This is a genomic window from Paenibacillus sp. UNC217MF (genome assembly GCF_000686865.1).
GTDB lineage: Bacteria > Bacillota > Bacilli > Paenibacillales > Paenibacillaceae > Paenibacillus_B > Paenibacillus_B suaedae.
This window is the reverse complement of the sequence record NZ_JMLT01000024.1, coordinates 1-15,916: the sequence shown is the minus strand read 5'-3', so window position 1 is coordinate 15,916 and position 15,916 is coordinate 1. Positions and strand designations below refer to the sequence as shown.

Annotated in this window: 8 protein-coding genes and 1 pseudogene; 7 read left to right on the top strand and 2 right to left on the bottom strand. The window is 42.7% G+C overall.

What is annotated here, in order from left to right; all coding sequences use genetic code 11:
* The first annotated feature begins 584 nt into the window (after nt 1–584).
* From secA2 to BP95_RS0113745, 7 genes are all read left to right on the top strand, one after another.
* Entirely contained in the window at nt 585–2,867 is a 2,283-nt protein-coding gene (gene secA2, locus BP95_RS30385) for an accessory Sec system translocase SecA2 (protein WP_036667079.1), read from the top strand.
* Nucleotides 2,868–3,366: 499 nt separating this feature from the next.
* Complete coding sequence (locus tag BP95_RS0113770) at nt 3,367–3,834, top strand: hypothetical protein (protein ID WP_028532483.1); 468 nt, start codon at nt 3,367–3,369, stop codon at nt 3,832–3,834.
* 34 nt (nt 3,835–3,868) lie between these two features.
* Nucleotides 3,869–10,555, top strand: coding sequence for a S8 family serine peptidase (locus tag BP95_RS30380; protein ID WP_036667073.1), 6,687 nt, complete (start codon nt 3,869–3,871; stop codon nt 10,553–10,555).
* A 6-nt stretch (nt 10,556–10,561) separates the two neighbouring features.
* Complete coding sequence (locus tag BP95_RS0113760; RefSeq protein ID WP_081819890.1) at nt 10,562–11,503, top strand: RCC1 domain-containing protein; 942 nt, start codon at nt 10,562–10,564, stop codon at nt 11,501–11,503.
* Between the two features lie 62 nt (nt 11,504–11,565).
* Nucleotides 11,566–12,771 (top strand): RCC1 domain-containing protein, encoded by a 1,206-nt coding sequence (locus BP95_RS30375; protein ID WP_028532481.1) that lies wholly within the window; start codon nt 11,566–11,568, stop codon nt 12,769–12,771.
* Between the two features lie 137 nt (nt 12,772–12,908).
* Nucleotides 12,909–13,436 (top strand): hypothetical protein, encoded by a 528-nt coding sequence (locus BP95_RS0113750; protein ID WP_028532480.1) that lies wholly within the window; start codon nt 12,909–12,911, stop codon nt 13,434–13,436.
* A 49-nt stretch (nt 13,437–13,485) separates the two neighbouring features.
* Complete coding sequence (locus tag BP95_RS0113745; protein WP_028532479.1) at nt 13,486–13,962, top strand: GNAT family N-acetyltransferase; 477 nt, start codon at nt 13,486–13,488, stop codon at nt 13,960–13,962.
* A gap of 119 nt (nt 13,963–14,081) precedes the next feature.
* On the opposite strand, the pseudogene BP95_RS30370 reads toward BP95_RS0113745, so the two are convergent.
* Both BP95_RS30370 and BP95_RS33090 read right to left on the bottom strand, forming a co-directional pair.
* Nucleotides 14,082–15,187, bottom strand: a pseudogene (locus tag BP95_RS30370) (tetratricopeptide repeat-containing glycosyltransferase family 2 protein).
* Between the two features lie 149 nt (nt 15,188–15,336).
* The coding region (locus tag BP95_RS33090; protein ID WP_028532478.1) for a BclA C-terminal domain-containing protein at nt 15,337–15,916 on the bottom strand (580 nt) is incomplete at its 5' end.

Sequence of the window (15,916 nt, the reverse complement as noted above, 5' to 3'; positions counted from 1 at the left end):
ATGATTTTCTACATAGTTTTCATGGTAGCGTCAAGAATTTTGTGTAAATGAAAATATTCCTTTGCTGTAGGTGGCCACTGAAAAACTTGCATTTATTTAAGATACAATTCATCTCTTTTTAGGTAGTCAATTTGAATATTCGCTTTAGATTAACTGCGAATATCCCGCAAGGAACTCAACTTCTCTTTGACGCGGGAGAGAGAAATAGATACACTCTTTACAAGGTAAAATATGGATGTAAGACGAGGTTAGATGATGAACCAAGTTAATCATGCTCAAGAAATCGACTATCTCATTCGAATATATGTCATGTTTCAACGCTTGCTAGCAGGCGATCTCGACTTCGAACGTGTGCGGAACTGTGTGTTTCTCTTCATGGAGAGCTTTCTATATCTAGGCAAGGTACATGTCACTGTAGAGCAACAAGGCGATGACCGGCCACTCTCTAATCATCTTGTACAGGGATATGAATTTGTTCGTATTCGAAATCAGTTGATTCTTGTTCGTTACCACCTTTGGAAGGATCCTGACACACACCTCCTTTTGTGCGGATAGAAACGCTCAATGTAAGGAGGAGTACGAGAATGACAAGTAAATGGTTTGAGAGATGGAGCGAGAAATATCGCAATCGAAACTTGATACCTTACTTGGAGCAAGTGATAGAGATGAGGAAGATTCATGCACAAGCATGGAGTGATTCGGAAATCAAGCAGCGTGCGAAAACGATGAAAATGAGGGTTAGAGAAGGAGTAGCATCGGCTCGTGATGTCATAGAGGCAGCGGGACTGGTTGATGAGGCCGCATGGAGAGTGAAGGGAATCCGAATATATGACGTGCAATGGCTCGCAGGCATGGCTTTACATGAAGGCTGCATCATTGAAATGCAAACTGGTGAGGGTAAAACGTTAGCCGCCGTTCTCCCCGCCTTTTTGCATGCTTTGTCAGGGCGCGGGGTACATGTTCTTACATTTAATAATTATTTATCCAACAGAGATGCAGAATGGACGAGACCTATTTATGAATATTTAGGCGTGACAGTTGGCTGTATTACGGAGGGGCGCAATTCTGAGGATAGAAAGCGAGCATACGCTGCTGACATAACGTATTTGACAGCCAAGCAGGCAGGTTATGACTACTTGAAGGATTCGCTGGTTAGGGACACAGAGCAACTCGTCCAGCGCCCATTTCATGCTGCATTAGTTGATGAAGCTGACTCGATTCTGCTTGATGAGGCGAGAGTCCCTTTGGTCATTGCGGGTGAGAGGGGAGTTTCGAAGCGGGAGGCGGTGTCTTATGCAGGCATTGTTAAGCAGCTCATCTCTGGAGTAGATTATGAGACAGACAAGGAGTTTCGCAATGTATACGCTACAGACTATGGCATCGATAAAGTCGAAGCCACACTTGGTTGCGGCAATTTATACGAGGATCACAATATAAACGTACTGACCATGCTGCAATGCGCGCTGCATGCTGAGGCGCTCTTGAAGAGAAATGTTCATTATATTGTGAGGGATGGGCGAGTCCAGCTCATTGATGAATGTACGGGTCGAATCGCACAGCACAGGCATTGGCCGGATGGGCTGCAGGCAGCGGTAGAAGCGAAGGAAGGATTGGACATACGAGCGAATGGTCAGATACTAGGCACCATTACGCTACAGCATCTGCTTCATTTGTATCCAAAGAAATGCGGCATGACGGCTACGGCACAGTTGGCTGCTCAGGAGTTCATGGACATGTACGGGTTCCAAGTGATCTCCATTCCGCCCAACAAGACCAGTCGAAGAGTAGATGAGCCGCATATGGTATTTACCCATCGAGCTGCGAAGCAGCAAGCCATTGTGGATCAAGTTAGGGCTGTCCATCAGACAGGGAGACCCATCCTGATCGGAACGTCCAGCGTCGAGGAGTCGAATGAATATGCAGAAGCACTGCGTAGGGCTGGAGTGACCTGTCAAGTTCTGAATGCATACAACGACTGGGAAGAAGCTGCGCTTATCTCCAAGGCAGGAATGCTTGGGGCAGTTACGGTGTCCACGAATATGGCAGGCAGGGGAGTAGATATCGTCCTAGGCGGCGGAAGCTTGGAAGAATATAAGAAGGTGACGAGTCTGGGCGGCCTTTATGTAATTGGAACGAATGTACATGAGAATGCGAGAATTGATAATCAACTAAGAGGGAGAGCGGGACGTCAGGGGGATCCAGGAACTTCACGTTACATGATTAGCTTGGAGGATGATCTATTCATTCGCTATGACCTTGCTGAGGTACTGCCGCATGATCTCCTTGCTCGCAGGCAGGACGAGCCCTTGAATGATTCCCGAATCTTGCAGTTGATTGAGCATGTACAGCGAGTTGTGGATGGACAGCATCTGGATATGAAGAAGACGTTGAACAAATACGCAGATTTATTGGAGCAGCAGCGAATGATCTTGTTCAATCGACGCAATGAAATCCTGCATGGGAGACAACGACCTAACATTATTGCTGATTATGCACCAGAGCGTTACAGGCAACTGTGTGAACAATTCGGAACGTCAAGAGTCCATGCTGCTGAGAGACAAGTGCTTCTGGCAATCATGGATCAATGCTGGGCAGACCATTTGGCGTATGTCGCCTATGTGAAGGAAGGCATCCATTTGGAGAGCCTCGGAAATAACAATCCGTTGGATGAGTACAACCGACTCGTCATCGCAGCATTTGAGCAGATTGATGGGGACATAGTGCAGAGAGTGCTCGATCATTTTTCCAACATCGATTCGGGATGCATCGAGCTTCATTTTAATGATGAGGATTTGAAGATTCCTTCTGCAACGTGGACATATACGATAACGGATCAATTTTTCCCGAATCGAGTGAGTTTGTTTTAAGGTTTTAAGTTCAATATAAGCGGAAGTGATGTTGTTCACATTCAAGTGAAGCAGCGCGCTTCCGCTTGTTTTGATTACAAAGAAAAACTAAAAAGTAGTTCTTCTCTGATTGGTGTCGGCTGCGTGTAAATGTAAGGATTGTGCAAGCAACCGTAGTTGAAGACATTTGTGAAATTATTAGGGGGTTGCCTTATCGTGTTCTCCACATATTTTGGTGGTTCTTCACTTCGTCCTTGCAATGATTATTCTCTCAATATGAATGAGTAAAATTATATCTAAAACAGATTGAAAATACTGGATTAAGGATCTATTATTAGGAGGATAGTATAAGAAAAAATTGGAATAAGATTGCGAGAGTTGCTATGTATTGTATAACCAAAGGTTAGTATTGCGAAATGAGTATACGCAGCCCTATTTTGGATTGGAGGTGAAGTAAATCAGAACACTGCGAAGAAAAGCTATTTGGTTCACTATCGTGTTTATTGTGATCAGTATCCCTATGATCAAGGAACTGTATCAAGACTATCAGGCGAAGATGATGATAGAGAGGGCATTGCATCAATTGTTTATGGATTATTGTCATGAAAATGTCGAGAAGATTGAAGTGAAGACAAGACTGGTTCAGAGTTCTTCGATTATGCCCGGAGGAGTAGATCATAAGTGGCATGCAATAACTTCGTCCTCAAAAGTTCCAGAAATGTGGGGACACCATGGAAAAGATGTTATTAGCATTTTTGATTTTCCGTGTTCTAAAAAATATTTCGTACTAGATCGAGAAGAAGAGAAATTTATACCAAAGGAGAATTTAATACTAGACGGTACAGATAATGCAGGATTTCATCCTTTACATTTATTGTTTTACTTTACGGTTTATTGCGTATATTTTTTAACACTCTTCTTGTACGTACTAATCGTGTATATGAAAAAGTGGAATACCAGGAAACGTTTGAACAAAAAAGATAAATGAGTTTCCAACATATGTATAAAGGGGCTAGGGGTAAATGAAAAAGAAATATAGGCTGCTCGCTTCATTGCTATGCATCTTCATATTAATAGGTACTGATATTACCAGTGCACTAGGCAGCTATTACTTGAATCAAGAATTTACAGAAGAGAATTATTCGTTATTGTTCGATGATCTTAAATTAAATCATACGGTAACAAATCAAGAGAACACCTCCGTATCTTCTGCTACTTATGGGGAACAAGAGAGACAAGACAATCAGGAGAGTCAAGAGCAAGAACGAAAACCGCGGGAACCATATTTGGTTGGATTGAAGCAGGGGGTCACCTTTGATCAATTTCTTAATAAACCCATTACTAAGAAGAGGATGATGCAATCCTCTCCTAATACGACCAAAGTAGAAACACTACCGGTTGCAAATGCACTTCTGATGCACCTGAATGAAGTGGAGCTTACGCAACTGCAGAACAATCCGAATATCTCGTTTATTGAACCAGATTCAATGATTGAGGTGGCCTCAACCAGCGTGATCACGAAAGATCATGAATCCTATAAATTTATGCCGGCTGATACTGAGATCACACCGTGGGGCGTTTATTCCATTGGCGCCGACCTAGCGCAAAATAATAACTTGATGGGGAAAGGTATTAAAATCGGCGTCATTGATACGGGAATAAGCCCTCATAACGACTTGGATATCGTTGACGGGGTTTCATTTGTAGAAGGTTCATCTTACATAGATGATAACGGCCATGGCACACATGTATCCGGTACGATTGCAGCTAAGAAAAATGGCGCTGGCGTTATTGGCGTAGCACCTGAGGCGGAACTGTATGCGATTAAAGTGCTGAATAGCAGCGGACGCGGCTCATATAGCCAGGTCATTCAAGGTATTGAATGGGCGATTGAGCATGATATGAATATTATTAACATGAGCTTCGGCGGCATGGAGTACAGCAAGGCTTTGCATGAGGCGGTACAGAAAGCCGTAGATAAAGGCATAATCGTAGTCGCTTCAGCAGGGAATCATGGTGCTGGAACGGAGACAGAACTGTATCCTGCATTATTTCCTGAGGTAATCTCAGTTGGAGCGGTTACAAAGGCACATAAAAAAGCAAATTACTCGAGCGTAGGCTCACAAATTAATCTGGTTGCTCCGGGATCTGACATCTTGAGTACAACCAAAGATGGGGACTATGGAGTTATGTCAGGCACTTCAATGGCAGCACCGCATGTAACGGGTGCATTGGCAGATATATGGGCCATGGATCGCCAGCTCTCTGCTGAAGAAGTGAAACAGCTCGCTTACGATCATGCTACTCCTCTTGGTGAGAAACATGAGTATGGAGTTGGTTTGCTGAACGTTGCGAAGTCATTAGGTTTAATCGATCAAGCAATACCTGTTGTCAACTCCTTGGAAGAGGATAATTCCGTTCCTGAGGAGCAGATACCTGGTGATGGAGTCAGCATCGCATCGTATGATCATCAAGGCAATAATCAGACCGTTAACCCAGGGGATATGGCTACAGTTTCTTTGAAACTATCGGATCCAAAGACTCTGGTTTATATTGGTGTGTTTGATCCAGCCGGGGATAAAATTATTGGTGATTCTCGCTCGAATGTGCCGGCAGGAACGGCAATAACATTTGTATGGGCAACAAGCCATCTTACCGTGCCCGGAAAATATCGGATCAAGTACGCTTATTCAGGTACCGATATTGTAGACAATTTCTATATTAATGTAGTAGATGCGAGCAGCGGCCTGCGTTCACCCGCCAATCTGAGTGTGAGTGCGACCGAAACAAGCATCCAATTGAACTGGGATCGAGTAAGTGGTGCAGAATCCTATTTATTGAAATTGAACGGCACTTTGGTCGATCGTACGTCCAATACGCATTTTCGATTCACTGGTTTGCAGCCGAATATGACGTATCGATTAGAAGTCGCAGCGGTTAATAGCAATACGACTAGTTCGTTTTCTTCGATTTCTGCCACAACATCAGGAGGAGCAAATGGAGCACCAGCAACTCCAACAGGCCTGAAAGCGGTATCGAGCAGTAACAGTATTACGTTAGCATGGGAGAAGGTTACTACTGCTACTGAGTATATTGTGAAAAAGAATGGTTCTGTTGTAGGAAGAACAGCAGATACAACATATATTCTTAAAGACTTGTCTAACAGCACAGCTTATACCCTTGAAGTAGCAGCATCCAATTCTTATGGTACGAGCTCTTATGCAGTCATTCATAAGACAACAGGTGAAGATATTCCTGCTCCTACGGGAATTAAAATAACGGCAGCGACTAAAGATGCTGTCACCATATCTTGGAACTCTGTTCCTGGTGCAGTAGCATATAGCTTGCGAAAGAACGGTACCTACGAGACGAGTATTACGACAACATCCTACACATTCAAAAACTTGACTCCGAATACGTCCTACACCCTTGAAGTTGCATCTAAGAATAGTTCCGGTGAGCTTGGTGAATACGCATCAATTAAGCATAATACTGCGAATGTTTTGTTACCACCTTCAAATTTGCGAATTACAGCAGCGACACACAATAGCTTGACATTGGCATGGACTTCAGTGAATGGAGCAACCGCCTACAGTTTTAAGAAGAATGGTATCTATGAAACGAGTAAAACAGATACAAGCCATACTTTTAAAGACTTAAAACCAAACACCCAGTATAAATTGGAAGTAGCTTCAAAGAAGAACGACGAAGTCAGTGACTATGCTAGCATCTTTAAAACAACATTGTATCCGGTTCCAACAGATATCATTGCCACGAATGTGACAGAGACAAGTATGCGGATTGTTTGGAATGGAACGTACGGCGCCCAATACAGCGTCCGCGTTAATGGAGTCTACTGGAGTACAATTAATAGTAACTATTTTACATTAGATAATTTGAATCCAAACACACTATATACAATTGAAGTCGCCAGTAAAAATGGAAGTGGAGAGTTAAGTGATTACATTAAGCTCTCACAAAAAACGCTTCAAGATCTAGTAAAACCAGTAGTCAAAATGTCACTGGATACAAAAGAGCCCTATATGATTAACGAAGAACTGTCATTTACACTTAGCGCAACTGATAATGTAAAGGTTGCCAAAACGACCATGTACGTGGATTTCAACGGTTCACGTATAAAAGAACAGGTTGTTACTAGTAGCAAATATTCATATACTCCTCGTTCTGTAGGCAGCTATAGGTTTACTTATGAGGCGGTTGATACCAGCGGGAATACCGCAGCGGTTTCAGTAAACGTGACTGTAGACAAGAAGCGGGATGTTGTTGTCTTTGTGCCTGGATTCCTAGGTTCCGAAATTGTACGGGGCAATTCAACATTATGGCCGACTTACTTAACATTAGATAGCTTAGACTTAAATGATTATGGCAATCCGAAGGATGGATCTACGTTTGGTTCAATTATCAAATACTATAATGTGCCTAATCCTTTTAATAGTAAGCGGGATGTTGCCGAAGAATTTATAAACAGCCTGAAGGATATGGGCATAGAAGTTGTTGAGGCACCTTACGATTGGAGAAGAGATTTACGCAACGCCTCTTCCGAAATAAGCAAATATGTAGATGAAGCATTCCGATTATCGAAAGGGCAGAGAGTCACGATTGTTACTCATAGTACAGGTGGAATCGTAGCCAGACATTATTTACTTACAAATCCTTTCGCGAAAGAAAAAGTTGAGAATTTTATTAATTTAGCTTCTCCAAATTTAGGTACCGTTCGTTCAATAAAAGGCTTAGTTGCAGGAGATACGCTTGGGGTTTCCACAGGTACTTTTCCATTTGACATTATTAGAGCCAAAGAAATGGTGCAAAATATGCCTGCAGTGTATCAATTACTTCCTGGGAAGAAATTCGTGGACGCATATCAAAATTTATATAGGAATCAATTTGATTTTACTTCGTATTATTTAGATGATTATCGTGAGGGGAACATAGTCAATAATTATAGTGAATTAAAAAAATATATTTCTAAAAATCATAATAAATTTCTCTACGAAGATCCAGAATCCAGTAATTCATTCAGATATAAAATTGAAAACTATGCTCTAGACCCTTCTATCAAGGAATATCGAATCATTGCACATGGATATCAGACAATTACACAATTTAAAAAAGCGAAGTTAGACCCATACTATGGTTACGGTCTTGATTGGAAATATCGTGTTTTATGGGGTGAAGGAGACGATGTCGTTCCTATTCTAAGTGCTAACTTCAATGATATGTATAATTCAACTAATTATTATACAAGAAGCAGACACGTGGGACTGATCACCAAAGAAGATAAAAATGATGATAGCAAGAATAGAGGTTTTTACGATTCATTAAAAATAATACGAAATATAGTTGTAGATAATAGACCACCTTTAGAAAATGAGTTTCCTAGAATAAGTAATGAGCAAATAAAAGCTCATGGAATCTACTTTGAAGCTGCAGGCAGGCTTACAGCGTTCGATGCAAAAGGGAATACTGCAGGTTTTAATAGTGAAGGGAAATTTATTAATGAGATACCAGACTTAGCATACGAGGTCTTGGATAATTCCACATTTTTGTTCGTGCCAAATGGGCTTAAATTAAGCATTAAGTTTGAAGGCTCTGATACAGATAACTTGAATATGGGGTTTACTTCTTATGAAGGTGACATCCCAGGTAATTCTAACATCATTGAAGATGTAAAAATGAAAAAGAATTCTAAAGTCTCTTTTAACTTTGTTGGTGGACAAGATAATGCAGGTCAAACAGATATTTTGTATGATTTCAATAACAATGGATCTACAGAAATTTTGCACCCATCGAAAGAGATTACAGCTGCTGAATACTTCGATACAGCGGCACCTGTAACAACACATACTCTAAGTGGAACGATAAAAAACGATAATTGGTATGTTACGCCTGTGACGATGACCCTTCATCCTACCGATGATGGAGGAAGTGGTGTGAGCAAGACGATATACCAAATTAATGATGGACCTGAGATGGAATATACGGCACCGGTAGAAATTAAGCAAAATGGTGTTCTAGAAATTAAGTACTATTCGATAGATAAAGCTGAAAATAAGGAAGAGAAGAAATCATTCACGCTCAAAATTGATATGGAAGCTCCAACTGTTCCAGAGAATGTGAGAGCAACACATACGAGTATAAACAGCATTGGAATAGAGTGGAATACATCCAAGGATAACCTAGGTTATGTGAAATATCAGATATTTAACTACGATAAATTCATTGGGGAAACTGAGGAAAATAAATTTATTATTGATAATCAACTTCCAAATACGGATTTTTCACTAGTCATTAAGGCTGTAGACAAGGCTGGTAATGAATCTGAAAGTAATAGATTTTATACTTCAACGATTTCGACAGTCCCTATGCTAATTGCAGGTGAAAAGAACAGCGCCTATGTAAAAACGGATAGAACGCTGTGGATGTGGGGAGACAATGAATTTGGTCAAGCGGGTCTAGGGACTACAGGAGGGAAAGCCAGTATGGCTATGAAGATAGCCAACCTGGAGAACGTTATTGGAGTTGCAGTAGGGAGTAATCATACGTTGGTATTGACCCAAGATGGCCGCGTATGGTCGTGGGGATACGGGTACTATGGTCAATTGGGGGACAAGAATCGAACCTATTCAACGTATCCTACTCCAGAGAAAGTACCGAATCTAGACTCGGTTGTTGCTGTAACCGCAATAGGTGATTATAGTATGGCCCTGAAGAAAGATGGGACAGTATGGAGATGGGGAGGCTCATCGTCGGGAGTGGAGCCTCAAAAACTGAATTTTACAGGAATAAGTGCCATGGCTCAGGGAAATCCCAGAAGTGTTGGGATCGTACTAAAAAGCGATGGGACAGTGTGGGATTTACATGGAAAACAAGTACAGGGGCTAGATGGCATCGTGGCAATCTCGCAAGGAGATGGGTTTAGTGTTGCCTTGCGAAATGACGGAACCGTATGGACATGGGGAGGAAATTACTACGGACAATTAGGGGACGGCACGACAACCAATCGGGACAAGCCAGGAATGGTAAAAGGATTGGATGAAGTCGAAGCCATTTCAGTAGGTGAATATCATGTGATAGCCATGAAGAAAGATGGAAGTGTGTGGGCATGGGGGGATAACCGCGAAGGGCAGCTAGGAGATGGAACCAAAACCAATAAACTATCTCCCGTGCAGCTGGCAGGAATTGATGCTGAAGGTATAGCGGCAGGAAATAATTATGGTATGGCTCTGCAAAAAAATGGGATAGTATGGTCGTGGGGGAATAACTCCTTTGCTCAACTAGGGGATGGCACAATAGAAGGAAGAACAGTTCCGGTACAAGTCAAAGAGAACCAGACGTTAAAAGCAATTCTGAGGTATCCAGCAGGGACACAAAATACACCAGATAAATCAAATGTAACGCTGCCATCTATAGGCTGGAATATAGAAGGAGCTTGGTTAGCGCCATTTGGAAACTATCAAGTACAGATACTGGATGAGACAGGGAAGATTCTCGTGGATTCTGGAATACAAAAACGATATGTGGATGTTACGAATACGCAAGGCAGTTGGGTGTTAACGACTCCACTAGAAGCAAATAAAATAGTACAGGTACGAGTGAAAGTAAGTGATGGAAGTCTGTGGTCGGAATGGTCTGAACCAGGCTGGATGAAGTATGAGCTTCCTGAAATGCAAGCTACTTTAGAACCGTGATTATGGATGTGGGGAGACAATGGATCAGGTCAAGTGGGTCTAGGTACCGAAGGAGGGAAAGCGAGCAAGGCTATGAAGGTAGCCAAACTGGAGAATGTTATAGGAGCAGCAATGGGGAAATCTCATACCCTGGCAGTAACACAAGATGGCCAAGTATGGTCATGGGGATATGGGTACTTTGGTCAATTGGGGGATAAAAATCGAACCTTTTCCACGTACCCTACTCCAGAGAAAGTACCAAATCTGAATTCGGTTGTGGCTGTAGCTGCAGTAGATAATTTTAGTATGGCTCTAAAGAAAGATGGGACGATATGGAGATGGGGAGGCTCATCGTCAGGGGTGGAGCCACAAAAACTGAGTCTTACCGGAATAAGCGCAATTGCTCAAGGAAGCTCCAGTAGTGTGGGTATAGCACTAAGAAGTGATGGAACTGTGTGGGATTTACATGGAAAACAAGTACAGGGGCTAGATGGAGTCGTGGCAATCTCTCAAGGAAATGGATTTAGTGCGGCCTTGCGAAAAGATGGAACCGTAAGGACATGGGGAGGAAATTACTACGGTCAATTAGGGGATGGTACAACAACAAATCGAGAGACGCCGGTAATGGTAAAAGGATTGGATGAAGTCGAAGCCATTTCAGTAGGTGAATACCATGTGATAGCCATGAAGAAAGATGGAAGTGTGTGGGCATGGGGGGATAACCGCGAAGGGCAGCTAGGAGATGGAACCAAAATCAATAAGCAGTCTCCTGTACAGTTGGCAGGTATTGATGCTGCAGGTATAGCGGCAGGAAATAATTATGGTATGGCTCTGCAAAAAAATGGGACAGTATGGTCGTGGGGGAATAACTCCTTTGCTCAACTAGGGGATGGCACAATAGAAGGAAGAACAGTTCCGGTTTTGGGTACCCAGCAGGGACACAAAATACACCAGATAAATCAAACGTAACGCTGCCATCTATAGGCTGGAATATAGAAGGAGTTTGGTCAGCGCCATTTGGAAGCTACCAAGTGCAAATACTTGATGAGACAGGAAAGATACTCGTGGATTCAGGAGTGCAAAAACGACATGGGGATGCTACGAGTACGCAAGGCAGTTGGGTGTTAGCGACTCCTCTAGAAGCAAATAAAATAGTACAGGTACGAGTGAAAGTAAGTGATGGCAGTCTGTGGTCGGAATGGTCTGAACCAGGCTGGATGAAGTATGAGCTTCCTGAAATGCAAGCTACTTTAGTTGCAGGAGAGAAGAACAGCGCATATGTAAAAGCTGACGGAACATTGTGGGTCTGGGGAGACAATGGATATGGTCAGTTAGGTTCAAAAGAAGAGAAAGCAACTATAGCAGTAAAAATAGAAAAACTAGAAAACATAATGGATGTAGCGGTTGGCAGTGATCACATACTTGCATTGGCTAGAGACGGGAGTGTCTGGTCTTGGGGGCACTCCTATTACGGTCAGCTTGGTGATGAAAGAAGAAGGTATTTTCCGTCGTATCCTACCCCAGAGAAAATACCAAATTTAGACTCAGTAGTGGCTGTAGCTGCTAGTGGAACAATTAGTATAGCACTGAAGAAGGATGGCTCAGTATGGACATGGGGGGGGGCAGCTAGTGGAACTTCTCATATACCAACAAAGTCTTCTTTTACAGGAATAAGCGCAATCTCCTCTTGGAAAAACTCTTCTTGGCAATCTTCTGACATTATTGCGTTACGAAGTGACGGAACAGTATTTGGATCGGGCGGCGCCCAAATTAAGGATATTGATGAGGTAGTTGCGATATCTCAAGGATATGGTTTTAGTTTGGCTCTTAGAAAAGATGGAACAGTATGGTCATGGGGAGGAAACTATTCCGGACAATTGGGAGACGGGACAACTACGAATCGAGTACAACCTGGCCAAGTTAAAGAGCTTAGCGAGGTCATAGCTATAAAGGCAGGAGAGTCCCATGCAATAGCTATTAAAAAGGATGGAAGTGTATGGGTTTGGGGAGATAACCAGCAGGGACAATTAGGTATAGGTAACAAACAGACTCAGTTGTTGCCAGTGAAATTAACGGGAATACAAGCAGAAATGGTCGCAGGTGGTGCAAGTCATAGTGTTTCGTTACAACAAGACGGGACGGTATGGTCATGGGGGAAAAACGATAAAGCACAACTTGGGAATGGAACTAATGTGAATCATTTGAATCCAACAGAGGTTCAGTTTTCAAGTAAATAGTTAGTTGTGATGTTCAAGGCTGTTCCAAGAGGCAACTAATTAGGAACAGCCTTGTTCTACATTATTTTTTTCAGTGTGTCAAAAATCTCGCTGAAGTAGTGCATGCGTTTTACATATGTATATTAGGGGGGATAGCTGTGAGTAAATGGTTTCGAAACAAAGTGGTAATCTGGTACATCGTTATTTTTGTCCTTCTTACTCTACCACTTTTCGTTAAAGTCCTACAACACTATGACACTTTGGGTAAAATAGAAACTGCACTTCATAAATTGTATAGAGACACTTGCCACGAGGATGTAAAAGAGATCGAAGTAAGAGCAGACATTTTGCAGCCTTTTACGATTATAGGCGGGTTAGATAGTATATGGGGTGCAACGACTTCATCCAAGCTAATACCATCAGTATCAGGTTATTACGGAAAAAAAGTGATAAGTATCAATAAATTTGCTTGCTCAAACTATGAATACATTTTAGATAAAGGGAAAAAGGAGTTTGTTCCAATTGAATATCTTATTCTTGGTAGTACAGATGATAACGAAGGTATACCTTTATTAGGGTTCTATTTTCTAATACTCGCGTATTTTGTATACTTTTCTAGCATTCTAATCATTCTTCTTGTATACGTGATAAAAAAACTGATTGGCATGCTGCGCAATTCACAGTAATCGAAGTAATGCAAACAACTAGAGTACAGCAGATTAGGAGGTACACATTATGAAAGTCACAAGAGCTGCACATGAAGACCTTGAACAGTGGCTGCAATTGGCTGCAGAGGTGGAATATTTATTCGGTCCAATGGTGGACGATCCTCATTTTGTGGAAGCTGTTGAGAAGAGTATCGAGATGGGAAGGGCGTTTTGCATAAGAGAGAATGACGGAGGCCCTGGTGCACCGCTGTTGGGCGGGGTGCTTTTCTCCTCATCAAATGCCCCGATTTATAAAATCCATTGGCTATCGGTGTCATCCCATGCCAGACAACAAGGAGTGGGTTCGGCAATACTTGAACATATTTTAAGCTTGGTAAAGCCTCCTGCGGAAGTATTCGTTACTACGTTCGGTGAAGATATTCCAGATGGACAGCCAGCAAGAAGACTGTATCAGAAATTTGGATTTGTGCCTCAGGATGAGACGGTTCCGAATGGCCCTGAAGGGGGATCGCGTCAAAAGTTCAAATTATCCATCGGTAGTTAGTGAAGTATCTTACATAAATAAGATTAAACCTCGTACTTGCTGCTGCATGAAATCACGTATTGAAGATATGTATCTGAATTTGTGCAGCAGCAAGCAAACGGAGAGCTTGAACATACGAATTAATGAGATGCATCACTTGTAATAGGGGTGTCTGATGGGGAGAAGTTGGACTCGAAATACGCTCGATTGTGCAGCACTCGTTCGTCTTCTGGGCGATATTGAGCGGCTAATTCGTTATTCGCTGAGGCCAATTGATGTTCTCCGATCGATCATAGCATACACATAATTGTAAGTGGGGGAGCCATGAAGAGCATGCTGTATTCGATAAACCAAGAACATCGTCAGATGGATTAAGGGTAGTGGCTGTTTTGTACCAAAAGATGGAGCTCTGCCATTCACTCTTCTGCAAAAAGTAAAATCCGAGGCGACAGCAAATTTCTGCACGTGGAGCTGCATATTGAAGGGAACGAATCGCACTCTCTAACTCGAGCTGCTCGTTTCCAAGTGCATGATGGCAGTCAGCCATCTTTCCGCAAGCAGACAAATTGTCCTCGATCCACCCCAGTCCAGTTTCAAGAAATTGTTCGTAATATTGAATGGCTTCCTCATAACGTGCATGATTTTGCAGTTCATTTGCGTAATAGTACAGATCCCTCGGTGTAAAAGTTTCGCCACGCTGCAGCGCATTTTCATAAATGGCGATATTCCGATTCCTGTCATGATGCATGCTGGCATGGGTTACGGCAACATCGCTGTTGATAATATGTCCCCACACCTCTAGATACTCGTGAACTCTGCCGATCCAGCGAAATGAGTTGCTTCGCTTGACGAGCCGATTACGCCGATTCTTCACTGTAACATTTCCATATTCATCGTGTGCAAGATGGTATTCCATGGTGACGGAATCCACGCTAGGATCGAGAGTGTCTTTCAACTCGGCTAATTTACTTCTGTCTCTTTCACGTAAAAAATCGTCAGCATCGAGCCACAGGATATACTCCATTGTAGCTTGGCTGAATGCATAATTTCGTGCCGCTGCAAAATCATCTATCCATGCGAAGTCGTAAATATCGCTTGTGAATGGACGAGCGATTTCTTTGGTTCGATCGGTGGAGCCTGTATCTACGATGATTATTTCATCAACAAAATCGGCAACCGAAGATAGACAACGTGCCAACGTATCTTCCTCGTTTTTGACAATCATGCACAGGCTTATGCTTGGCAGGTTGATCCCTCCATTCGAACAAGGTTGTAGGTGCTTACTAGTAAATATATATTTCCGTTGCGCTGAAATTGACCTTACAAATGAAAACGATAGCCGTGCGAATAGAAGCTATTCACACGGCTAGAAATGAGGATTATTAATATATGGTTTTAGCTAAGTCGAATGATTGTTACCGCTGCGCCGGCACCATTATTGATTAATGTAGCTGTCCCAAGGAGTCCAAACAATTGAAGAGATATTGTTGAATTTGCAGCCAAAGTTACGATGACATCACTGTTAAAGCTGGATAGCGTAAGCACTGGCGTTATGGTTGATGCGACATTCGCAGCGCCGTTAATAATTAGTCGCGAGCCGAGAAGTAGACCGGCAGTTAAATTGACTTGGTAGGTTATATAATATCTACCGGCAGTGGACACAGTGAATGTGTCATTTGCTGCGTTGATAGTGATACCTGGGCCAATATTTTGAGCACTTGGAAGTGGTACGAGTGTTCCTCCAAGGATAACGGCGATCGCTGCACCAGTTGTATTCGCAGCGAATGCAGAAGTTGCAGTGGTACTTGTTCCTGTAGCTCCGGTAGCCCCAGTCGCACCAGTTCCCGTAGCACCTGTAGCTCCAGTAGCGCCCGTAGCACCGGTATCGCCAGTGGCGCCGGTAGCCCCAGTAGCGCCAGTAACGCCAGTCGCGCCAGTAACACCAGTAACGCCAGTGGCACCGGTAGAGCCAGTA